This window comes from Flavobacterium sp. (genome assembly GCF_024642105.1).
Taxonomy (GTDB): domain Bacteria; phylum Bacteroidota; class Bacteroidia; order Flavobacteriales; family Flavobacteriaceae; genus Flavobacterium.
Window position 1 is genome coordinate 368,801 of sequence record NZ_JAHEBT010000052.1, and the last position, 23,243, is coordinate 392,043.

13 protein-coding genes are annotated in these 23,243 nt (G+C 35.7%); 4 read left to right on the forward strand and 9 right to left on the reverse strand.

All coding sequences use genetic code 11. From position 1 onward, the window contains the following. Positions 1-2: 2 nt before the first annotated feature. The 6 genes from Q0L65_RS07240 to rhaT all read right to left on the reverse strand — a co-directional run bounded on the left by Q0L65_RS07240 (position 3) and on the right by rhaT (position 8,139). The gene (locus tag Q0L65_RS07240) at positions 3-1,379 is read right to left on the reverse strand and encodes a glycoside hydrolase family 28 protein (RefSeq protein ID WP_296684857.1); all 1,377 of its coding nucleotides are present in this window, start codon (positions 1,377-1,379) and stop codon (positions 3-5) included. Between the two features lie 26 nt (positions 1,380-1,405). Then, complete coding sequence (locus tag Q0L65_RS07245; RefSeq protein WP_296684858.1) at positions 1,406-2,146, reverse strand: (Fe-S)-binding protein; 741 nt, start codon at positions 2,144-2,146, stop codon at positions 1,406-1,408. Positions 2,147-2,150: 4 nt separating this feature from the next. After that, positions 2,151-3,515 (reverse strand): FGGY family carbohydrate kinase, encoded by a 1,365-nt coding sequence (locus Q0L65_RS07250; protein WP_296684860.1) that lies wholly within the window; start codon positions 3,513-3,515, stop codon positions 2,151-2,153. An 11-nt stretch (positions 3,516-3,526) separates the two neighbouring features. Further along, on the reverse strand, positions 3,527-4,801 hold the full coding sequence (locus Q0L65_RS07255; RefSeq protein WP_296684861.1) for a TIM barrel protein: 1,275 nt from the start codon (positions 4,799-4,801) through the stop codon (positions 3,527-3,529). Between the two features lie 115 nt (positions 4,802-4,916). Next, positions 4,917-7,058 (reverse strand): bifunctional aldolase/short-chain dehydrogenase, encoded by a 2,142-nt coding sequence (locus tag Q0L65_RS07260; RefSeq protein ID WP_296684863.1) that lies wholly within the window; start codon positions 7,056-7,058, stop codon positions 4,917-4,919. A gap of 31 nt (positions 7,059-7,089) precedes the next feature. Continuing rightward, a complete protein-coding gene (gene rhaT / locus Q0L65_RS07265; protein ID WP_296684864.1) occupies positions 7,090-8,139 on the reverse strand; it encodes an L-rhamnose/proton symporter RhaT in 1,050 nt (349 codons plus the stop codon). Between the two features lie 323 nt (positions 8,140-8,462). Here rhaT and Q0L65_RS07270 point away from each other — a divergent pair, with 323 nt between their 5' ends. Continuing rightward, positions 8,463-9,503 carry a GntR family transcriptional regulator gene (locus tag Q0L65_RS07270; RefSeq protein ID WP_296685206.1) on the forward strand — a complete coding sequence of 347 codons (1,041 nt, stop codon included), beginning with the start codon at positions 8,463-8,465 and terminating at the stop codon, positions 9,501-9,503. Positions 9,504-9,566: 63 nt separating this feature from the next. On the opposite strand, the gene Q0L65_RS07275 is transcribed toward Q0L65_RS07270, so the two are convergent. From Q0L65_RS07275 to Q0L65_RS07285, 3 genes are read right to left on the reverse strand one after another with little or no spacing between them, the layout of a single operon-like run. Next, positions 9,567-11,456, reverse strand: coding sequence for a rhamnogalacturonan lyase (locus Q0L65_RS07275; RefSeq protein WP_296684866.1), 1,890 nt, complete (start codon positions 11,454-11,456; stop codon positions 9,567-9,569). Between the two features lie 27 nt (positions 11,457-11,483). Continuing rightward, on the reverse strand, positions 11,484-13,607 hold the full coding sequence (locus Q0L65_RS07280; RefSeq protein ID WP_296684868.1) for a hypothetical protein: 2,124 nt from the start codon (positions 13,605-13,607) through the stop codon (positions 11,484-11,486). Positions 13,608-13,618: 11 nt separating this feature from the next. Continuing rightward, positions 13,619-17,287 (reverse strand): DUF4450 domain-containing protein, encoded by a 3,669-nt coding sequence (locus Q0L65_RS07285; RefSeq protein ID WP_296684869.1) that lies wholly within the window; start codon positions 17,285-17,287, stop codon positions 13,619-13,621. Positions 17,288-17,475: 188 nt separating this feature from the next. Here Q0L65_RS07285 and Q0L65_RS07290 point away from each other — a divergent pair, with 188 nt between their 5' ends. Genes Q0L65_RS07290 through Q0L65_RS07300 form a run of 3 tightly spaced genes read left to right on the forward strand, consistent with a single transcriptional unit; the run spans position 17,476 to position 23,233 of the window. Then, entirely contained in the window at positions 17,476-18,834 is a 1,359-nt protein-coding gene (locus Q0L65_RS07290; RefSeq protein WP_296684870.1) for a rhamnogalacturonan acetylesterase, read from the forward strand. Between the two features lie 13 nt (positions 18,835-18,847). Then, positions 18,848-21,718, forward strand: coding sequence for a glycoside hydrolase family 2 TIM barrel-domain containing protein (locus Q0L65_RS07295; protein ID WP_296684872.1), 2,871 nt, complete (start codon positions 18,848-18,850; stop codon positions 21,716-21,718). A gap of 6 nt (positions 21,719-21,724) precedes the next feature. After that, positions 21,725-23,233, forward strand: coding sequence for a rhamnogalacturonan acetylesterase (locus Q0L65_RS07300; RefSeq protein ID WP_296684874.1), 1,509 nt, complete (start codon positions 21,725-21,727; stop codon positions 23,231-23,233). Positions 23,234-23,243 lie beyond the last annotated feature (10 nt).

Consider the following 23,243-nt stretch of genomic DNA (forward strand, 5'->3'; position numbering starts at 1 on the left):
AACTACCATTTATTTTCAAGTGTAAAATTCAATATATTTTGATGGATGTGATTAGCTCCTTGAATTGTATCTGCGTAAACATTAGTAAGTACTACATTTTCTACTGGAAGTTCTTTTTGCCCTAATACTCTAGATATGAACTTAACATTAGTAGCCTTTACATTGTCAAGATAAATATTTTTTATTGGGGTAAGTTTTCTTTCAATGGTTGGAACTAAATCTCTCCATTGGTACAAAACATCTGTTTCAATTCCCACAATTCCTTGGTCAATTTTACCCGAAGTAGTGTTACTTACGTATATATTTTGCACATATCCTCCTCTCCTTTCATTGGTTTTAATGAAGAGAAGATGGTTTAATTTGGCTCCAGCCGCCACCCGACAGTTATCAACAAAGACATTTTCAATTCCTCCCGAAAGTTCACTTCCTAGCGCTACTAATTGATGGCCATTTTTAACCGTACAATTCCGAATAACAATATTTTTTGAAGGAGTGTGTAATCGCCACGCATCTTGATTACTGCCTGATTTAATAGCAATGGCGTCATCTCCTTGGTCAAAAACGCAATTTTCTATCAACATATTCTGACTCATTTCTGGATCTACTCCATCATTGTTATGACCATGCGCATAAACATTTAGATTTCGAAGAACAATATTTTTAGATAGGTAAGGATGTATCGTCCAAAAAGGACTATTGGTTATAGAAATACCATCCATCAAAACATTTTCACAACGGTTAAACTGTATGAATTGAGGGCGAAAATTAGCACTATCATTAACCATTTGGCGTTCTTCCATTGGCTTATTATAAGACGCTAAATAATATAATCTTTTCAGACTTTCCATGTGGCCTTTAGGTCGTTTGAACCATGTTTTCCAAACATCCATTTTGGCTTTGATCTCTCCTTGACCGGTTAAAGCAATGTTTTTACATTGGTAAGCATAAATCAAAGGTGAATAATTATAGCATTCATATCCTTCCCAAGTACTATGAACAGCTGGCAAATAATCTTTCGGATCATCCGAAAAAACGAGAATCGCTCCTTTGGCTAAATGTAAATTCACGTTATTTCTAAAATGAATTTTGCCTGTTAACCATTCTCCTTTAGGAATCAGTACTGTACCGCCTCCTATACTATTTATTTTTTTTATAGCTTTTTCAATAGCCTGAGTAGTTTTAATCTTATTTCCCGCAATCGCTCCGCAAGCTGAGATGGAAAGCGTATCACAAGTACTAAAATCAGGAATTTTAATAGCGGGCATTTCGAATGGAGCCTTAACTATTATTTCTTGTATAGTCACATCAGTGGTAAATTTTCTATACGAAAAAAGAAAAAATGACAGACACAGAATAAAAAATAGAACTGTTTTTTTCATTACGATGTATTTGCTACTAATCAAATTTATACTGTAAGCGAATTTAATATTTCTGCAATATGAATGGTTTTTATAGGACTTTTTTGTCGCTTTAAAATTCCTTCTAAGTGCATTAAACAAGACATATCAAAACCAGTAATATAGTCTACATTATGATTCTCATGATCTTTGATTCGATCTTGTCCCATCTTAACCGAAATGGCTTCTTCGGTTACGCAAAATGTTCCTCCAAAACCACAGCATTCATCTTTACGACTTAAAGAAACCAAATCGAGTCCTTTAATTCCTTTTAATAGTTGTTCTGGTTTAGAGAAATACGGCGCATTCAATTCACTCATTTGCGATAGTTTCAACCCTCTTTGCCCATGACAACTGATGTGCATTCCAACTCGGTAAGGAAAGTTGCCTTCAATAGTCTCAACTTTTAGAATATCGGTTAAGAATTGAGTCAATTCAAAAACTCGTTCTCTAATTTGGCTCGCCAACACTTCATTTTTATCATCGTGTAAGTGGTCTTTGACATGCAAAACACAGCTACCTGACGGACAAACTATATAATCATATTCGGCAAAATTAGCAATGAAATTAGCATCACACCCTTTTGTCAAATGCTCGTATCCACTATTAGCCATCGGTTGACCACAACAAGTTTGTGCTGATGGAAAATGAACTTCACAACCTAATTTTTGTAATAACTCATAGGTAGCTATTCCTACCTTTGGATAAAATTGGTCTACATAGCAAGGGATAAAAAGTCCAATTTTCATTTTTCTAATGTTTATAAAATTTCAGGTCAATTAAATCATTTTGAATTGGTTTTGGATTCCAATTTTTATGAATAGCTAATGCTGCACCCAAAGCACTTGCTTGAGCCATCGAGGCTGCATATACTTCCATTTTTGGATACGCCTCTGCCAATAAATTCATGAATATCGGATTTTTACTAAAACCTCCATCCACAAACACTTTCTTAACCGGGCTATTATGAATTACTAAATTAGTTGAAATAATTTGCTGAGCTACAATATCTAACAATAATTGATGATAGGCTATTTCATAACTTTTAAAATCATTCAAATTTCTATTTTCAAATGAAAACTGTCTTAGAATTTCTTTTTGATATTGAGAAGGCGCACTATTAAGATTAATCCCTCTCAACTGTTTAATGATATCTTTGTCATACCCTACTTCTTTGTAAGTATCAATTGAAACTCCAAAATGGTCTGCCAATCTCTTTGTTTGAATCTCATGTTCATTACCTGCAAATAATCTCGAAGCCTTAACCGGTTTTCCTTGATAATGTAAAAAACACAAGCAATCATCTTGTAGTTCTTCAAAAGTTAAAGGTTGATTATTAAACGGATTCATTGTAATTACCCAAGTTCCTGTAGACAGTAATACAAATGGTTCTGTAAAATTAATAATATAGGGTATCAATGCCGATGAACTATCATGCAAACCAATCCCAACAGAAATGGCATTATTTTGCAATAATGGCAGCGTTTCTTCAGCGCTGTGCATTGGTGCAATTTTGGTAATAATATCTTCTTTTTTTAACCATTTATGGTATTTCATTTTCTTAAAATTCCACAAATTAGTATGACAACCCACACTGGTAATATCAGTAAAAAATTGACCTGTTAGTAAGGAGCTTAAGTATTGTGGCAAATGCAAACAATAGTTAACGGTATTAAAAACAGTAGGATTCTCCTCTTTCAACCTATAAATTTGCATTCCCGAATTAAGACTTCCCAAAACTGGCGAAGCTGTCTTGGTTGCAAATTTTTCTTCTCCTTTGTATTTGCTATAAAATTTTTCTTTAAGCAATTCTGGATACGGTTTTAAATAATTGTATAATGGAGTAAGATTATTTCCTTCTTTATCCACATATACAAAACTAGCACCATAGGTACTGAAATTGATAGCTTTTAAATTATAATCTTCTAAGGCTTCCATTTCGGCCAAACGATAGACAATCCAATTCCTAAGTGACGTTATATCTTCACAAGGAAATCCATCTTCATCTACTGTTTCTGGAAAAACAACCGACTGCTCCCATACAATTTGGTAGTTTTCATTAAAAAGAAAAACTTTTTTATTCGTCTTTCCAATATCAAAAACAGCTACTACATTCATTTTTGATTGTATTATAATCCTGTTGCAACAGTTTTTGTTCCTCTTTCTTTGATTAGCTCTTGTCTTACCGCAAAATCACGATACAAAGCCACTGGATTTAATGCAGCACCTGAACGCAAACGTGCCTCAGCTACTAAAGCTCTAACATCGGTACGGAAGGCATTCTGTAAAATTTCTTGTGCTTTTACCACATCATTTTCATTTTGCGCAATTTCTAAAGCTTTTCTATCTACTAATAACGCTTGTGCATAAGCAATCATAATTGCTTCAACAGATTGCAATAAATCTTCTAATGGATCTTTAACATTATGAGAAGCATCAATCATCCATCCCAAATCTTTGGCATGATTCATTCCTCTAGCATCCATACCTTCTACCAACTCATTGAAAATCAAAAACAATTGGTAAGGCTTCATTGCTCCTGCAGTCAAATCATCATCTCCGTATTTAGAATCGTTAAAATGGAATCCTCCCAATTTACCTTCCATTAACAATATCGCTACAATTTGTTCAATATTAGCATTTGGCAAATGGTGTCCTAAATCCACTAAAGTAAAGGCTTTATCTCCTAATTTTTTTACATATGAATACGATTGTCCCCAATCAGCCACAGTAGTAGAATAGAAATTAGGCTCGTTGCTCTTATACTCTAAGTACATCTTCCAATTTGATGGTAAAGCGGCATAAATTTCCTCTAAACTTTCCAAGGTATTTTGGTAGGCTTTGCGAAAATTCAACTGCCCAGGAAAACAAGATCCATCGGCCAACCAAACTGTTAAAGACTCTGAACCCAATGCAATTCCTTGTTGAATTACTTCAATGTTATGTGCAATGGCTTGTTTACGAATAGCTTTATTTACATTCTGTAAAGAACCATATTTATAAGTGTATTCTTGATTGGTTTGGTCTTGAAATGTATTTGAATTTACCGCATCAAATTTCAGTCCGTGTTGAGAAGCCAAGTTTTTGATAGCTTGATAATCTGTTGGAATATCCCACGGAATATGTAATGAAATCGCACCTGAAGCATTGTTCAAAGCATGCAACAATCCTACATCTTCTATTTTTTCTTCCAGTGAACGAGGCTCTCCTCCTCCTGGAAAACGACCAAAACGAGTTCCCCCTGTACCTAATGCCCAAGATGGAATAGCGATTTGAAAATCAATTAATTTTTGGATTATATTTTCTGTTTCACCAATTTCTGATGCAGTGAAAACTAATTTATTAGCATGCGATTTAAGCAAATCAGCATTATGAGAAGCTATTTTATTTGAATCAAGTAACATAATATTTTTTTTAAAGGTAAATAAAAAAGAGAATTAGACAACGATTTTTAAAATTAAATCTCTAACGCCCAAACCAAGAGACGTTAGAGATAAAAAACAAAAACCAATCTAAAAACTATCGATAAAATCCCATTGACACCCCACCGTCAACATTCAAGGCATTTCCTGTTGATTTATTCAACAAACCTCCTACGAATGCATAACAAGCGTTGGCGATATCATCTGGTAATATAATTTCATTCAACAAAGTACGCTTAGCGTAATAAGCAGGTAATTCTGCTACAGTAATTCCGTAGGCTTTTGCACGACCTTCTGCCCAACCTCCTGACCAAATATTAGAATCAGAAATTACTGCATCTGGATTAACTGTATTCACACGAATTTTATCTGCACCTAATTCAGCTGCCATTAATCGTGTTAAGTGAGCCTGAGCCGCTTTGGCCGAACCATATCCAGGATTGTTTGGGCCTGCTACCACTGCATTTTTAGAAACGATATTCACAATATCTCCTCCAAAACCTTGTTTGCGCATGACCTCAATTCCAGCTTTTGAAACAATAAATTGTCCTTTCACTAAAATATCATACAATCTATCCCATTCTTCTAGACTATGTTCCGCAATTGATTTTGAGATACTGATTCCGGCGTTATTCACCACAATATCTACTCCACCAAAGGCTAAACAAGCCGCATCTAGTGCTTTCTCTGTACTGTTTTCATCGGTCACATTTAAAAGTGCACTTGAAACCGCATCTTTACCAAACATTTTAGTAAAATCTGCCGTAGCTCCTTCTAAACGTTCTTCATTAATATCATTGATAATTACACAAGCCCCTTCTTCAGCGAAGCGTTTAGCAATTGCTTTTCCAATTCCTCCTGCTGAACCTGTAATTAAAGCTACACGTCCTGACAATGCTTTTGGTTTTGGCATACGTTGCAACTTAGCCTCTTCCAATAACCAATATTCAATATCGAAGGCTTCTTGATGAGGCAATGAAGTATATTCTGAAACTGCTTCAGCTCCTTTCATTACATTCACCGCATTCACATAGTATTCTGAAGCCAAACGGGCCATTGTTTTATCTTTCGCAAAAGTGAACATACCAACACCTGGATATAAAATTACCACAGGATTTGGGTCACGCATTGCTGGTGAATTCGATTTTTTACAAGCATTGTAATAGTCTGAATACATAGCTCTATAGGCTTCAAAAGCAGGTGCTAACTTTGCTTTGATTGCTTCCACATCCGACAAATCTTCATTTGGAGTTAACTCCAATACCAAAGGACTAATTTTAGTTCTCAAAAAGTGATCTGGGCAAGAAGTTCCAAGCGGCGCTAATCGTTCTAAATCGTTCGAATTAATAAACTCTAATACCCTAGCATCATCTGTATAATGACCAATCATTTTGCGCTCTGACGAACAAAATCCACGTAAAATTGGAGCTACTTTAGCGGCTTGTAATTGACGAGAATCTATCGCTAGACTTTCTAGTTTTTGCCCACCAAAAACAGGACGTTTTTTCCCGTAATTGCTTTCTAAATATTCGGCACATTTCTCAATTACTTCCAAAGTATTGATATAACTTTCATAAGCTGTATCGCCCCAAGTGAATAATCCGTGAGAACCTAGCATAATTCCTCTTAACTTTTTCCCGCGAGACGCCGCTTCTTCTAAACACGCTCTTAATTGCAATCCTAAGTCAAACCCTGGTTTTTGCCATCCTACCCAACCGATTTCTCCATTGAATAATTCTTCTGTGATTTTAGCACCGTCTTTAGCGGCTGCAATGGCAATAGCTGCATCTGGGTGTAAGTGATCAATATGTTTAAAAGGCAAAAATCCATGTAAAGGGGTATCAATAGAAGGTGCTTTTGAAGCCAAATCAAAAATACAGTGGTTGAATAGCTCTACCATTTCATCTTCAAACTCAATCCCTCTGTACACATTTTCCAAATTGCGCAAACGCTCTAAATAAAGTGCAGCACAACCTGATTTAGTCAATGTTCCAATATCTCCACCAGAACCTTTAATCCACATTACTTCTGAATCAGCTCCTGTTAATGGGTCTTTATCTGTGATTTTTACTGAAGTATTTCCTCCTCCGTAATTCGTTAATCTTAAATCAGCTCCTAATAAATTAGAACGGTAAATAAAAAGTGCTACCTCATCTCCTGCTAATGCCTTCGCTTTAGTTTCATCCCATAAGTAGCTCACGTGTTTAAAAGTCATGTTATCTGTATTTATATTTGACATAGTTTATTATTTGTTTTAAAAAAATCTACAATTATAATGAGTTTCCAATACCCACTATAAAAATGGATGCCAAGATTAGACCGATTCCTAAAAGAAATGTTCGGAACGTTTTTTTGGAAACGCCTGACCATTCTTTTAAATAAAATCCCCAAAAATTAGCCGTTAAAATGATCGTAGCCATGTGTAAAATCCATGAACTCGCCCCATTACCTAATTTACTTTCTCCCATTCCATAAAAGAAAAATTGTAAAAACCACATGGTCCCTGCAATAGATGAAAACAGCACATTTTTAGCTATAGGTGTGGCGGTATTGGTGTAATCTACAAATGATTTATTTTTGAAGTTCAGGTACATACACCAAATGAAGTTAGTGGTTAATCCTCCCCAAAGGATCACGATATAAGTCACGTTATTTTGAAACAACGGGTTAAATCCTTGTCGCACTGCTTCATCTGCCATTGGCTTTCCAGCTTCGATTCCGAAATTGAAAAATGAACTCAAAATACCCGAAATAATAGCAATAATTAATCCTTTTACTAAACTAAAATCTTTGTCTTTATCTTCATGACCTGTAGCAAAATCAGCTTCTTTTAGCATTCCTGCTTTCCCAGAAATTGCTATTCCAATCAGACAAACTAAAACTCCAAACAACACCATTTGACCTCCTGTATTAGAAATCATATCCGTAAAAGAAACTTTTCCCTCAACAGGGTAAAAATTATAATAAATAGAAGGGACTAATGCTCCAAAAGCAGAACAAAAACCTAATGTTATTGAATTTCCTAAGGACATTCCCAAATAACGCACACCTAATCCATAGGTTAATCCGCCAATACCCCATATCAATCCCATAGTATAGGTTACTGTTTTAATAGAAGGAGCAGTAGCACTAATAATAGCAGAAAAATTAGGAACCGTTAAATAAGCTGCGATGGGTGGTACAATGAGCCATGAAAAAAAACCTCCTACAATCCAGTAGCTTTCCCAAGACCATCCTTTTACCTTTTTAAAAGGCATATAAAAACTTCCCGAGGAGAAACCTCCTATCGAGTGAAATAAAATTCCTAATAATGATTCCATTCTTTTCTATTTTTTTAATTACTAATTTTCGTTTGGTAAAATAAAAGAATGTAAAAAACAAAACTATCCTGTACTATCCTTTACTAAAAAAGAATTTTAATTCTAATTTATTTTTACAATTATCTCAATTGATTAGCAAACAAAACCTTCGAAATAATAACATCTAATAGCATTGTAGGATTAAATTTAATATATATATTTGAGCCGTTTATTGTACCTAAATAACAACACCTTTTTGCATTTTAAACTAGAGCTTATTTTGTAGAGATTCCCAATATCGTCAAAAACTAAATACGAATAGAACACCTGTATTTATTATGGAAATGATTAAATTTATCAATATAGATGAAAATTCACGAGTACCAAAATACAAGCAAATTGTAGACTCTATCATTTATAATATCTCTATTGGAAATCTTCAAATAAATCAAAAGATTCCATCAATAAATATGTTTAGTGAAGATTTTTATATCTCTAGAGATACCGTAGAAAAAGCATACAATATTTTAAAAGAGCGAAAAGTAATTTCTTCCATTAAAGGAAAAGGGTATTATATTACCCGTACCAATTTAATTTCTAAAACAAATATTCTTTTTTTAATTAATAAACTAAGCCCATACAAAATGACAACGTATAACTCTTTTGTCAATAGTATTGGAGCTAATTCAAACACTGATTTATTGATTTATCATTGTGACGAAACTTTATTTTTAAATCTTTTGGATAAAAACAAAGACGATTATGATTACTATGTAATCATGCCTCACTTTAAAACAGACGATTTAAAACATGTGAGTTATACCGAAGAAGTGGTAAAAGCTATAAAGAAAATCCCTAAAGAAAAGCTTGTTATTATGGATAATATTAAGCTCGGAATGGATGGCCAAATCGTTGAAATTTACCAAGATTTTGAAAATGATATTTATAATGCACTAAAAGAAGGTCTATCTAAAATAGCCAATTATGAAAAATTAATTCTAATCTATCCAGATAAAGCAGTTTATCCGTACCCAAGAAGAATTTTGCATGGATTTAGAAAATTTTGCGTAGAGTATTCTATTAATTTTGAAATTTTGAATGAAGTCTATGATGATATGATCCTGAAAAAAGGGGATTTATTTATCACTATTGAAGAATCTGACTTAGTGAGTTTAGTAAAACAAATCAGAGATAGTACATTCACTTTAGGAGAAAATATCGGGATTATTTCTTATAACGACACCCCTCTAAAAGAATTACTTGGCATAACCGTTATGTCTACCGATTTCAAAGTAATGGGAGAAAGCGCTTCTCAAATGATTATGAACAATGAAAAAGGCACCGTTAAAGTCCCATTTAATTTCATTGATAGGAATTCTATTTAAATTTTCAAATAACAATATCCTTTTGTCTTAAAGACAAAAAGAGGCATCTCAAATAAAATATTTTTATTTCTTTTTTATCAAATTAAATTGATTGAATGGAAGCAATATAATATTAGGTTTTGAAACAGATTTCATCCCTTTTCCCATATAAAAACTAGTGTGAGGTGGCTGATTATATCCAACATTTTGCCAAGCAATGCTCAATCTGTATTGAGGATCATGCATCAATGTATATTGTTTAATCTCAGTTGGAATAGTGGTTGTATAAATTCTTAATTCTTTATTATCTGAGCTTCTTAGAATAAGTTCTTCTCTCCAATCACCGAAGATATCAGCAGAAAGTGCTGGAGTTGATTTAGTCCCATTATTAGATGCCGCGCCTTCAGCTGTAAATAACCTTCCAGAACCATACTTATCGATGGTGTTAGAATTGAGCAATTCTCTACTCGAATCTCCGTCCCAATAAATTAAAAAATTAGTTGATGCAGGAACTTTCCCTACTATGTTTCCTTTAATATCAAATAAAAAAGGAGATCCTGACGACCACATTTGCGCCCCCTCTTTAGTGGCATCAATATTATCCGCAACACCTCTACCAACATCCTTATTTTGTGAACCTAAAAACAAAATTTCTCCATTAATAGCTGAAAACAAAGCCACTCCAGGACCTGTGGTTCCTTCTTCAATTTCATGAACTCCAAAAACTTCTAGTCCAGGAATAGTTGGGTCAAAATCACTTACGTGCAAGGCGTCCCCATGTCTCAAACCAGTAGTATACAATCCTTTTCCATTGTCATCTACACACATAGAACCAAAAATAATTTCATCCCGTCCATCATTATCTACATCGGCAACCGAAAGATTATGATTCCCCATTCCTGAATAAGGGTCATTCCCATTCTTAGTATCGAATACCCATCTAGAACTCATTTTTTTATCTTTGAAATCCCAGGCAGCCAAAACAGTTCTTCCATAATATCCTCTACCCATTACTATACTTGGATGAATCCCATCTAAATAAGCCACACAAGCTGTAAAACGATCTGATCGGTTCGCAGTTTTGTCGTTTTTTCCATTACCTCCTTGACCTCCCCAAGCCCCTAAATCTCCTCTAGATGGAATATAGTCAACGGTACTAATCAATTCTCCTGTTTTTCCATTAAAAATGGAAAGATATTCTGGCCCTTCTACTATTTTACCATAAGTAGGTGAATCTGTTTTTTTATCCCTCCAATCTTTGGAAACATCCCCCACTGATTTTCCGAGACTATCCGTAGTACCATCTGCTGTTTTACATACAAATTCCGAAATCCCATCACCATCAAAATCATACACTAAAAATTGAGTGTAATGTGCCCCTTCACGAATATTAATTCCTAAATTGATTTCCCATAAAAAAACGCCTCCTAAAGTATACGCTTGAAAAACAGGAGGGTCTGTCATTCCTGTAAAAGAAGGATCTAGTCCTTTGCCTGTTAAATGAACTATTAACTCGTACTGCCCATCTCCATTCAAATCTCCTACAGCAACATCATTAGGAATGTATCCTATTTTCTCTTTTATAGGAATGGATAAATATTGTCTTTCTAAACTATTAGAAGGAAGTGTAAAACTCCCTAAGGGATCACTTTCAACACCATCAAGAACGGTGGTAACATACCATGTATTTTCATCCCTAACTTTAGCTTTGGTATCTATAAAATTAGTTGCCCCTACGATAGGCGCTTTATTAAGTCGAATTGCAGTGTTACCTGCACTCTTGCGGTATAGGTTAAAGGCCAAATTATCAGGGTCGGTACCTAAAACTCTCCATCCAATAAAAAAATTACCATTATCATTTACTACAATTACACCTCTGTCTAGTGCTTCCATTTGTCTTTGACCAAAAAGGGTCCAACCAGACAAAATGAATAAAACCAACAATAAGTGACTTTTTTTAAAAAAATTTATCATGATTTTTTAATTAATTATTATCCTCTTTTAAAACATCTTTTTAAACCCTTCACTTTGTACTTTCCAAGTACCATCTTTTGGGAATCCAGGATTGACCTCTGTACTTCCATCCCATCCAGCACACATCATAGCAACAGCTGCTAACACTCCTCCATTTCCTGGCAAATACAAGCGAAGTCGTTCATCTTGAAAATTATGCCCATTTTTTAAATAGGTATTGGTTCTAACATTCATAAACAAAGCATCCACAGCTTTTTCTGGAAGCTGTAAACGTGCCGCACACATAGCAGTCATTGGAAAATCCCATCCCCATGTTTTTTCCCAAGACCAATTGTCCCAAATCAAATTAAATGTATTTTTCATTATGGATTTATCCAAAAGGCTTGTCTCTGGAAGCATTCCAAAGGTCCCTAACACCGAAGGATGATCTGTCTTAAATTCGGGATTTGTATAGGAATCTGTAGCACTTTCTGTGGCAAGATATACTTGATTCTTCACAGGAAGAGGGGCTAATTTTATAGCTACTTCTTTCCATCGTTCTGGAACAGATTCATTCAATCTTTTCTTCCAATTAATGGCAGTATTTAATGCCCAATTCCAATACGCCAACTCATACGTTGGGTTAAACGTTTCCATTGCCTTAAAACGTTCTTGTGCAGGAATAACTCCGGGTCCCAAATTATAAACTTTCTTTTCAGGATCATATTGTGCAAACGAAGCCATAAAATCTGCCGTAGCAAAAACACGTTCTTTGTATTTTTCTAAAGTCAGCTGAGTAGGTAAGGAACGGTACAACAACTCCGCATAGGTAATAAAATGAGGTTGTTGCCAAATAAGAAAAGAACCTATTGAAGATGGGCTTTCATTGCCATCAGGGTCAGTCATTTTTTGCCATCTAGCACCCTCGAATCCTTGTCTTTGGGCAATTATTTTAGCTTTATCGAAAACTTTTTGATACCACGGAAGACTTTTTTCAAGTAACTCCGGACGATTCCAGAGTGCAAAATGTACCCCGTGCCACCAATGCATTTCTAAATGGGGTTTTCCGTACCAACTGTTATAGGTCAAACCTGTTTCTTGAGGAGGTACTGTTCCAGTACACTGTAGTTTTGTTACATATTGAGAAAGGATGACTCTTCGTTCCAATTCATGGGCGCGTTTGTCTGTGCTTCCCGAAAAATCAACCGCTGCACCACTCTCCCAAAAATGTTGCCAACCTGATGTACTACTAGTTTGAATCTCCGAAAATGAAGGAACTGTTTGTTCTTTATTGGTTGTTGGGGCAAACAAACAGCTCAGTTCTATGGTGTTTGTTTTAAAAGGTTCTATTAGAAAATAATGATTGCCTTTCTTTTTTAATTGAGCATTCCCTTTCCAATTCAAACGAATAGCATAAGAGAGACTATCCATCTCATGCGTCACAAGAGCCGATGTCTTAGTTTTTTGGACAACCGTACTTATATAATCTTCAACACCTTCCCATTTCGTTCCTGTATCGTCCCAATTTCCTGTTGGATACGGAATTTTTAATCGAATTTTCAACCTCCCACTTTGAAGTAAATCAGATTGTATTTTAACCCCTATCGCGTCTTTATTTTGATGGGAAGAAGTTTTCACCTTCACTGGTATTCCTTCAAGGATGAAAGAACTTTCAATTTCACCAGTCCATAAATTTAATACCTGAGAAATCGATTTAATATCCTTAGGTTGAGCCAAGGTGCCATCTTTTTTAACCAACTCAAATCCTAAATTACCTAATTGCAATAAATGTGGATTTTGCCTGAACCAATTGACCGCTTCTTTAACTCTTTCGGGGGTTTTCAACTGAGTCGTATACGAGATATTTCGACCAAACTGTTTAAATTCTTTTAAGGTTTCTGAAAATTTATACTGATTCTTATTTTTATAACTATCCCAACCCCATTCTGAAGCTGTGCCTAATGGAACTCCATTCTTATAGGTATCTGGAAAAGTTTGCAATCCTGTAGCATCTACCGTAAATGCAAAAGTACCATTCCCTACCGTTAAAGAAGCTAAAGTATCTATCTCGTGGACATGAACATTATGACGACTGACTAACGCTTTTCGGTCTATTTTAGATTGCGCTAATAGGGAAAAAGAGAATAATAAGAGTATAAAATTGTACTTCATGATTTTAATTTTTATCTAGCTAAGGTAACACTCATTAATCCAATGACTACATCATTAGCAATTGTTCGTAACGTAAGACTTTTCAATTTTTTGTTTTTATTCAAGGGTAAATCTAAAATGGTAGCAGCTCCACCATCAATTGATTTCCCATTGTATTTTTCTTTTGACTCCTTTCCAGAAACGATTGTTCCTGTTTTTAAATGAACCCGCATAGGCCGTGGTATTTTCAATGCAAAAGCAAAACCATCTGTATAATAATCTTGTTCTATTGGCCACCAGGTTTCTGGATTTCGTAACACCAATTTATCGGTTGTGCCATCAGTATATTCAATAATTACAACACCATTATCAAATTGGCTTTGCATAGGATTTGTAGAACCCGCCATTAAAAACCACGCGTGAGAAGCATTTCCTGTAAGTGGAATGGTTTTCTCTTTTGGATAATTATCCCATTGCGAAGTGAATAAAATATTGTTGGCACCTTCTATCCCTGGGGTTGAAAATAAAACACCCTGAGGAAGTGTGATTGTGTTCTTTTCTCCTGCTAATTTGCGGAAACCACCATCATCTACATCAAATGTTCGTAATGAATGTGGCCAATCGCCTATCCCTTGCCAAGGGAGTTGTAAAGTAGTAACCTGTGGTCGTGGAGACAGGTATTTATTTTTAAAGATTTGGGTAACCTTATCATTAAAATACCCTGACAAATCAACAGTTTCTAGCTTATCTTTTGTAGTAGCCTGCCAATTGTATAACGATTCAGTTACAATTTCACCATTAGAAAGTGTAATGGTTACGAGATTTGTTCCTGTCATCAGGTTGTTTTCAGGAACTACTACCTCTGTACTAAATTTACCCGAAGGAATGTCGACTGATGTAGTAAATCCGTTGACACGTACAACTGCTTGTACAGGACTGTTTGTATTATTCTGCAATACAAAACTATTGCTATTTTCCTCCGAATCCTTTCTTGTAATTAAACGAACCGCCTTTTCAACTTTGAAACAAATGGGCATCCACCACGATAATTTTCCTTGTTGTAATTGTAGAAATACAGTATAATTTCCAGCTGAAGCATTAACTTTAGCTGAAAATCCCGATGATTGAGTAACAATATTCTTCAATGCGTTTTGTGGGTCATTTACTTTTAAAACAGTTGCTCCTGAAAAATTTTCGTTTATCAAACTACCATTTATATATGTTTTTTCAGCAGGCGGCAATACCGGTTTATCTCCTTGCCAAGTAATATGGATTACATATTTATCAGATGCGGTTGTGTTAATTTCGATTACTGGTTTGCCTACAGCTGAAGCTATATTTATCCAACTAACCGATTTCCCATTTATAGTAATGTTTTTTACCTGACCTTTAGCAATAGCTTGGAATTTTAAATTAAGACTTTGAGGTAATTTAGGTTCCAATGTATACACATCTTTTGGACCACTACGTTTAAAATCAAACGAAATATCTGGTGTGGCAAAAGAAGCGTAATTCCAAGTTGAAGGCAAACCTGGGCGAATAGTAAGTCTGTTACTCAACCCATTTGGTACAATCCCAAAAAGACCTTCTACCAAAGCTCTTGAAAACATTCCTATAGGATCGCCAAAATCTCTGTAAGCTTCATTACGTATCGCGTCATAATACGAAATTTGCACAAAATTACCAGGGCTTCCGCCAAGGTACATCGAAGCTAGCACCTCACTTTTAAATAATTTATACGCTTCGTCAGTACGACCTCCTTGCCAATTGGCAAGTGCTGTATGCATCGATTCTGCCAATACCGAATTGTTTAATGACCACTCATAAGGCATCCATTTGGTAGTAGAAAGCGTATAATAACCATCATCATCTAAACCTTTTGCTTTTATGGGAATATGTGGTATTTCATTATCGATGTAACGCAAACTCTGATAGGCCTGAAATGGGTTCGTCGTTTCCGAATCTAAACTGTGATAAACCGTCCATAATGCAGGTGCCGAATGCAATAAACGGTTTCCCAATGCATCTTTATATTCGGCAAAAGTCCCCTTATCTTTCATCCATAATTGAGTATTCATCGCGTTCAAAATCGTATCAGCCTCATTACGGTAAGGTGTTGGGTCTTCACCAAGAATAGTGGCTATTTGTGCCGCTTTTTTGAATGCATAATAATTATAAGCCGATGAATGTGCCACACCTCCGCCACTATATTGCAAGGCATCGCTCGCCCAAATAGCTGCATAAGCATCGTACAAACCATCTCTATCCGAATCAAAATTGCGAGTCTCCCATTCTAGATGACGCTTTACTACCGGCCAAGTTTCCTTTAAAAAAGTCATATCAGCCGTCCATTCGTAATGCCGCAATAATATATCGATATATACTAAATTCATATCGTAATGATGTGCAGTTAGTTTTTCTCCATTAGGATTTCTACTAATATAACCACTCGTAAACATTCCTACTCCAAGTTTCTCAAGACTTCGAGACAGATGATGTACCGTATCGGCAATAACAGATCCGCTCATTGGGCTTGTTAGTTGAGATTTAGCATAGCTTTCTAAATGCATTTTGGCTCGGTCATGCCAACCCAAAGCATCTGCAGTATATGCACCTCGCCAACCATTCAATCGCATACGCCAACCTATTGAACCGTGCATATAAGACGGTGCTTCCCAAGTAGCATCTGATGCTATCGCCAAAGTTCCACCAAGAGTATTAATATAAGGATCTGGAGTAGTGATGGTAATACGATCTGCTATTGATTTTCGAGCTATTTCTGCCTTTGCAAAAACCTGAGGTACCTCACTATAATTAAACGCAATTTTAGTAGCTGGATTATGGATAGTAAAGTAATAATCCGTATTGGTTTTAGCATCTATTCTACCTGCTAAAGCGGGCGCACCTTCTGCATTCGAATCATAAAATCCTTGTGGTGTGTTTAATTTAGTAGCCTCACTTATTTTTAGTGTAGCCTCTGAAGGAAAAGTTCCTACTAATACTTGTGCTTTAAGTTTTTTAGATTCTTGCTTTAAATCTTCTACAAAATAGCGACCGTCTTTTCCGACTTCTAATCCCGTTCCGTATTGCAAAGTAAAGCCTGTGTTTTCAATCGTATAATTATTATCCTTGCAATTTTCGGGTTTTAGGTAAAAACTTGATTCAGGATCTGGCCCCATGTCTCCATCACGACTGAACTTTTTACCCGAAGCACCACCAAAAGCCCAGAATAATACAACGGGTGTTTTTACATCTTGCATTTTTGCTTTTATAATACAACCTTCCGCATCTGCCATTGCCAATACTTCCAGCAACAATTTTCCAGTTCCAAGCATCGGGTCTTCTATAGTATAAAGCATCGCACCAGCTCTATATCTTGCCGTAATTGTTTTAGCTGTAGTAAGCCATTTACTAGTAGTGCCTGTACCAATACCTAATTTAAAATTACCTCCCATTCCTGGCATATACAAAGCAAATTCTGGTAAATCACCGGCCTCAACTCTAAACGCTGTATGGGTTCCATAGAGCGCTCTATTGAATTTTCTTGTACCATTTTTCAGAAGAAAACTATCTCCATCAGGCACATAATGCATTGTACGGACATTTCCGTGCCAAAGGGCTTTTTCTTGACCAATAATTATAATTGGCAATAAAAAAAACAGACAGTTAAAAAAAAGACGAGGTATTTTATTATGTATCATACTTTGTTTTTCTTTGATGTGTTTTGAAAAACTGAAAGGCAATTTCTTTATTTTAAAATGATTTACTGTCCTGTACCTACCTGATATTAGGTAACTTTTTACCTCAACTTGTCAGGATGGTACAGGACAGTAATACAAACTTCAACAACTATTTTTGAATACTACGTACATCTTTATTTATTGTTTTTATGACTTTAAAAAAACTATTTGTTCTTGTTTTTCTCTTTGGTTCTGCCAATATAGGTTTCTCTATGAATTGGTTTGATTCCCAAAACGATCCAACTAAAAACAACACAATCAACGGTATAAATAAGACGAAAATTCAGCAGTTTATTTTTGGCAAAAACAAAAACAAGACAGGGATTATAATTGATTCTTCTATTCAATATGACTCCAAGACAGGCTATGGATTTGACTTCAATACTGCACAAAATGTACAAATTAAGGCTAATAACTTTAGCGCTATAAAGCCAACTTATTTTTCAATTAAACTTCCTGAAGGTAATTATAGCATTAAAGTCACCATGGGGAGTAGTGAGCAAGAATCTAATATCACTATTAAAGCGGAATCCAGACGAATACTGCTCGCCGAACTCCGAATTCCAAAAGGAAAAGAAATATCCAAAACTTTCAATGTGAATGTAAGAAACCCTAAAATCGACACTAATTCCTCTATTACTCTTAAAGAAAGAGAACTAAGTGACCTCAACTGGGACGATAAACTTTCTTTAGAATTTCTTGGAATCGTGGCTATCCATAAAATTGAAATCATCCCCATATCAAAAATAACGACCCTTTTCTTGGCTGGAGATTCTACTGTGACTGACCAAGATTTAGAACCTTGGGCGTCTTGGGGACAATGTATAACTCAGTATTTTGACACTGCTATTGTAGTAGCTAACTATGCTGTTTCTGGAGCCTCTCTGAGTTCTTTCAAATCAAGTGGCCGATTAAAAAAAATAGAAACATTAATTCAACCAGGAGATTATCTCATTATTGAATTTGGTCATAACGACGAAAAAATAAAAGGCGAAGAAAATGGTCCATGGCGTTCTTATTCTGACTTGCTCACTGAATTTATTCAAATGGCAAAATCGAAAGGAGCAATTCCTATTTTAGTAACTCCAACTCAACGTCGCTTTTTTAATGAAAACGGAACCTTAAAAGCCACTCACGGGGAATTTCCTGATGCCATGCGCGCAGTAGCTACAAGAAATAATGTATCACTTATTGACATTACTAAAATAACTACTGATCTCTACGAAGCATGGGGAGACCCTCTTTCTAGAAAAGCATTTGTGCAATACCCAGCCAATACTTTTCCTGGTCAAACGAATATTTTAGAAGACAATACGCACTTTAATAGTTTTGGTGCTAATGAAGTTGCACGATGTGTAATTACAGGAATTCAAAAATTACCGATTCCGTTAAAACAACACATCTTACCATCTGTTACTACTTACAACCCAAAACAACCTAATATGTTTTCAAATTGGACCCTTCCAATGAGTTCTCGATTTGAAGCAGTAAAACCAGATGGCAATTAATCTATCTTGAATCATGATTTTAAAAAAAATATTCTCGTACCTCATTATTATTCTTTTAGCATTTTTTTCAAAAAAAAGCGTTGCTCAACAAACCGATAAAATATTCCTTTCTGGAAAAGATTTTGAACATCCCATTCAATGGGATTTTTATTGCACTGATGGAAATAACAGTAAAATCTGGTCAAAAATAAACGTGCCTTCTCAATGGGAATTAGAAGGTTTTGGAGAATACACCTATGGAAGATGGTACAAAGAATTAAACCAGAAAGAGCCTAGTAAAGAAGAAGGTCTTTATAAATACGAATTTGAAATTCCTGCCGACTATAAAGACAAAGATGTAGTGATTGCTTTTGGTGGAGCCATGACTGATACCGAAGTGAAAATAAACGGTAAATTAGCTGGAGAAATTCACCAAGGTGGTTTTTATGAATTCAAATACGACATTACTTCTTTATTACAATTTGGCACCAAAAACAAGCTGGAAGTTCATGTATGGAAACATTCAAGTAACAACTCTGTTAATGCTGCAGAACGAAGAGCAGATTGGTGGTTATTTGGCGGAATTTATCGTCCAGTATGGCTAGAAGTTTCACCAAAAACACAAATTCAGCATATTGCAGTTAACGCCAAAATGGATGGTTCAATCACTATTGATATGAATCTTAAAAACATTCCTAAAAGTACCGTGCTAGAAGCATCTCTTAAAGGATTGAACGGAGAAAATTTTCAAACATTCTCTTTTCCAATTAAGGCAAAAAGTGGTAAAGAAACTATTGCTGCCCAATGGAAAGATATCAAACCGTGGAATACAGAAACCCCCAATTTATACAACTTAGAACTAGCTCTAAAACAAAACGGGACGGTACTTTATAAATTGGACAAAAAAATTGGTTTCAGAACATTAGAATTCAAGAAAAAAGACGGAATTTATGTGAATGGCACCAAGATCATAATGAAGGGTATCAACCGCCATTCCTTTTGGCCAGAGGGCGGGCGAAGCACCAGCAAACGCATTAGCATATTAGACGGTCAGTTGCTAAAAGACATGAACATGAATGCTGTTCGGGGTCATTACCCACCCGACGATCATTTTATGGACGTTTGCGACTCATTAGGACTTTTTGTTTTGAATGAATTGGCTGGATGGCAAAATTCGTACGACACCCCAACAGGAACTAAATTAGTTCAAGAAATGGTGCGTCGCGATGTTAACCATCCTTCAGTAATTATTTGGGACAACGGAAACGAAGGGGGATGGAATTACGAAGTGGATAACGTTTTTACCGAAAATGATCCACAAAAAAGAATCGTGATTCATCCTTGGTCGGACTTCAATGGTTGGGATACGCACCACTACCCTACTTATTTAACAGGAATGCACCGATTCAACAGTGGAGAAAACGTATTTTTTCCAACAGAATTTATGCACGGAACTTACGATAACGGACACGGTGCCGCTTTAGAAGATTTTTGGACGAGATACAAGCAAAGTCCTTTATTTGCAGGGGGATTTATGTGGGCTCTTTTAGATGAAGCTGTTTTACGTTCAGATTGGAAAGGAGATGCGAAATTTGACTCGAAAGGTTCTTTAGGAGCAGACGGAATTTTAGGCCCTCATAGAGAAAAAGAAGGAAGTTATTATACCGTGAAAGAAATTTGGGCACCTATCCAATTTCAGCCAAAACAAGTAACCAAAGATTTTGATGGTTCCTTTTTAATAACCAACGATTACCTGTTCAGTAATTTAAATTCCTGCAAAATGGAATACAAAATAATACAATCAGATGCTGACATTCTTTATTCAGATGCTGTTTCTAAAGAAATACGTTCTGGAAAAATTGATATTCCAAGTATTGAGCCCGGCGAAACCCGCAAAATTAAATTTGCGGTTCCTGATAATTTCTTCGATGGCGATGTTTTATCAATAACTGCGTATGACATACATGAAAAGGAAATTTATACTTGGACTTGGCCTATTCATAAAGCCAATTACTTTGCCTCTAAGTTTTTACTATCCAAAGACACTAAATCTAAGGCCGTGGCAACTCGTAATGGAAATCAAGTTGTTTTAACAGGAGCCAATGTTACGGTTACTTTGGACAGTACAACTGGGGAAATCGTAACGATTAAAAACGCAACTGCTGTAGTTCCTTTAACGAATGGTCCTCGTCCTATAGGAATGAAAGCTAAACTGAAAGAGGTAAAACTTTCACAAGAAGGTGAAAAAGCAGTCTGCACAGTAACTTACTCTGGCGGATTAAACACTATAAAATGGATTATGCATCCTGATGGTAGATTGAAAATGGAATTGATTACTTTGAAAAACGCAGAAAATTCAGGTGGTTTTGACGGAGCTTATTTTGAAGACAAAATTAATTCCTTTGGAGTTACATTCAGTTTTCCTGAAAAGGAGGTCACTGGAATAAAGTGGTTCGGAAGAGGGCCTTATCATGTTTGGAAAAACAGAATCAAAGGAACTACTTATGGTGTTTGGGAAAAGAGCTATAATACCACAATAACAGGAGAAAGTTTTGAGAATTTAGTTTATCCGGAATTTAAAGGCTATCATGCCAATTTATTAGGTGCCAATTTAAAAGCAGGTACATCATCATTTAAAGTTTTCAGTGAATCTGACAATTTGTTCCTGCGCTTATTTACTCCTGATTTACCTAAAAATGGGTTCCCAGGAAGTAATCCACAACCTGCTTTTCCTGAAGGCGACATTTCCTTTATGTATGAAATTCCAGCGATGCGTGATTTCAAACCATTGGAGCAACAAGGTCCAGAAAGTCAACCCACTAATATTCGCATCAAAAAAGGGGATGACGGAATTTCAATGAATCTATGGTTTGATTTTAGGACCTATAAACAACATTCTAATTAAAATACAATGAAAATAATCAAAATAGCCTTAGTGCTACTTATAGCACTCTTATTTTTCAATTTTAAAGATAAAGACCACCCTAAACCTGTTATCTATCTCGTAGGTGACTCCACTGTAAAAAATGGAAAAGGTGATGGAGCTGGCGGACTTTGGGGTTGGGGCGATTTCATCGGACAATTTTTGGATACTACAAAAATAAGCGTTCAAAATCATGCCTTAGGCGGAACAAGTAGCCGTACTTTTCAAAGTAAAGGATTATGGGAACCCGTTTACAATAAGCTTAAAAAGGGAGATTATGTAATAATCCAATTTGGTCACAACGACGATGGACCATTGAACGATACACTTCGTGCAAGAGGTACCATCAAAGGCATTGGAGAAGAAACCCAAGAAATTGACAATATGCTAACCAAAAAACATGAAACTGTTCACAGCTACGGTTGGTATATACAAAAAATAGTAAAAGAGGTCAAATCAAAAGGGGCAATCCCAATCATTTGTTCCCCTATTCCAAGAAACGATTGGGCAGCAGGGAAAGTACCAAGAAACGACAAATCGTATGGATTATGGACCAAACAAATTGCTGAAAAAGAAAACGTGACTTTTATCGATTTGAATGCTATAATGGCTCTTAAAATGGATACATTAGGAGAATCTAATGTTACGGAAACTTATTTTTACAAAAGAGATCATACACATACTTCTGCAAAAGGGGCTGTGATGTCAGCTACTTCAATTATTGAAGGTTTGAAAGCGAGTGATAACCCATTAAAAAAATACATTTTAGACAATCCAAAAATTATACTTCCTGCCAAGAAAAAAATCTATTTGATTGGCGATTCGACAATGGCCAATAATGGCAACAATCCTAATGCCGTAGGTTGGGGAGTTGCCTTCCCTAAATATTGCGACACCACTAGAATTGAAGTTATCAATAAAGCCCGTGGTGGAAGAAGCACTCGTACTTTTGTTAAAGAAGGATTGTGGGATATGGTAAAAAATCAATTAAAACCCGGAGACTTCATTATGATTCAATTTGGTCATAACGATGCTGGAGCGATTGATAAAGAAAAATTTAGAGGTTCGTTAAAAGGAAATGGTAATGAAACACAACAAGTGGTTCGAGATAGTATCACTGAAACGGTGCAAACTTTTGGTTGGTATATGGAAAAATTCGTCAAAGAAGCGAAAGAAAAAGGAGCTATTCCAATCGTTTTGAGTCAAACGCCAAGAAACGAATGGCCAAACGACAAAGTGGAACGAAGAGCTGATTCTTACGGAGGATGGTCGAAAATTGCAGCAGAAAATACAGGTGCTTTTTTCATCGATTTAAACGAACTTGTAGCCTTGAAATACGAGCAATTAGGTAAAGAAAAAGTCAATACCTTTTTTCCAAAAGACCATACACATACAGGTATTGATGGGGCTATTTTTAATGCCGAAACGGTTGCCGAAAGCCTAAAAAAAATCAGAAAAATTGGCCTTGAAGAATATATTATACTTCCAAAAAAATAACAGTATACCC

Bases quoted from the DNA above. Each gene is read 5' to 3' on its own strand.
- Q0L65_RS07295 (WP_296684872.1), top strand. From the start codon at position 18,848: ATGATTTTAAAAAAAATATTCTCGTACCTCATTATTATTCTTTTAGCA.
- Q0L65_RS07240 (WP_296684857.1), bottom strand. From the start codon at position 1,379: ATGAAAAAAACAGTTCTATTTTTTATTCTGTGTCTGTCATTTTTTCTT.
- Q0L65_RS07290 (WP_296684870.1), top strand. From the start codon at position 17,476: ATGACTTTAAAAAAACTATTTGTTCTTGTTTTTCTCTTTGGTTCTGCC.
- Q0L65_RS07260 (WP_296684863.1), bottom strand. From the start codon at position 7,058: ATGTCAAATATAAATACAGATAACATGACTTTTAAACACGTGAGCTAC.
- Q0L65_RS07300 (WP_296684874.1), top strand. From the start codon at position 21,725: ATGAAAATAATCAAAATAGCCTTAGTGCTACTTATAGCACTCTTATTT.
- Q0L65_RS07280 (WP_296684868.1), bottom strand. From the start codon at position 13,607: ATGAAGTACAATTTTATACTCTTATTATTCTCTTTTTCCCTATTAGCG.
- Q0L65_RS07275 (WP_296684866.1), bottom strand. From the start codon at position 11,456: ATGATAAATTTTTTTAAAAAAAGTCACTTATTGTTGGTTTTATTCATT.
- Q0L65_RS07245 (WP_296684858.1), bottom strand. From the start codon at position 2,146: ATGAAAATTGGACTTTTTATCCCTTGCTATGTAGACCAATTTTATCCA.
- Q0L65_RS07285 (WP_296684869.1), bottom strand. From the start codon at position 17,287: ATGATACATAATAAAATACCTCGTCTTTTTTTTAACTGTCTGTTTTTT.
- Q0L65_RS07255 (WP_296684861.1), bottom strand. From the start codon at position 4,801: ATGTTACTTGATTCAAATAAAATAGCTTCTCATAATGCTGATTTGCTT.
- Q0L65_RS07270 (WP_296685206.1), top strand. From the start codon at position 8,463: ATGATTAAATTTATCAATATAGATGAAAATTCACGAGTACCAAAATAC.
- Q0L65_RS07250 (WP_296684860.1), bottom strand. From the start codon at position 3,515: ATGAATGTAGTAGCTGTTTTTGATATTGGAAAGACGAATAAAAAAGTT.
- rhaT (WP_296684864.1), bottom strand. From the start codon at position 8,139: ATGGAATCATTATTAGGAATTTTATTTCACTCGATAGGAGGTTTCTCC.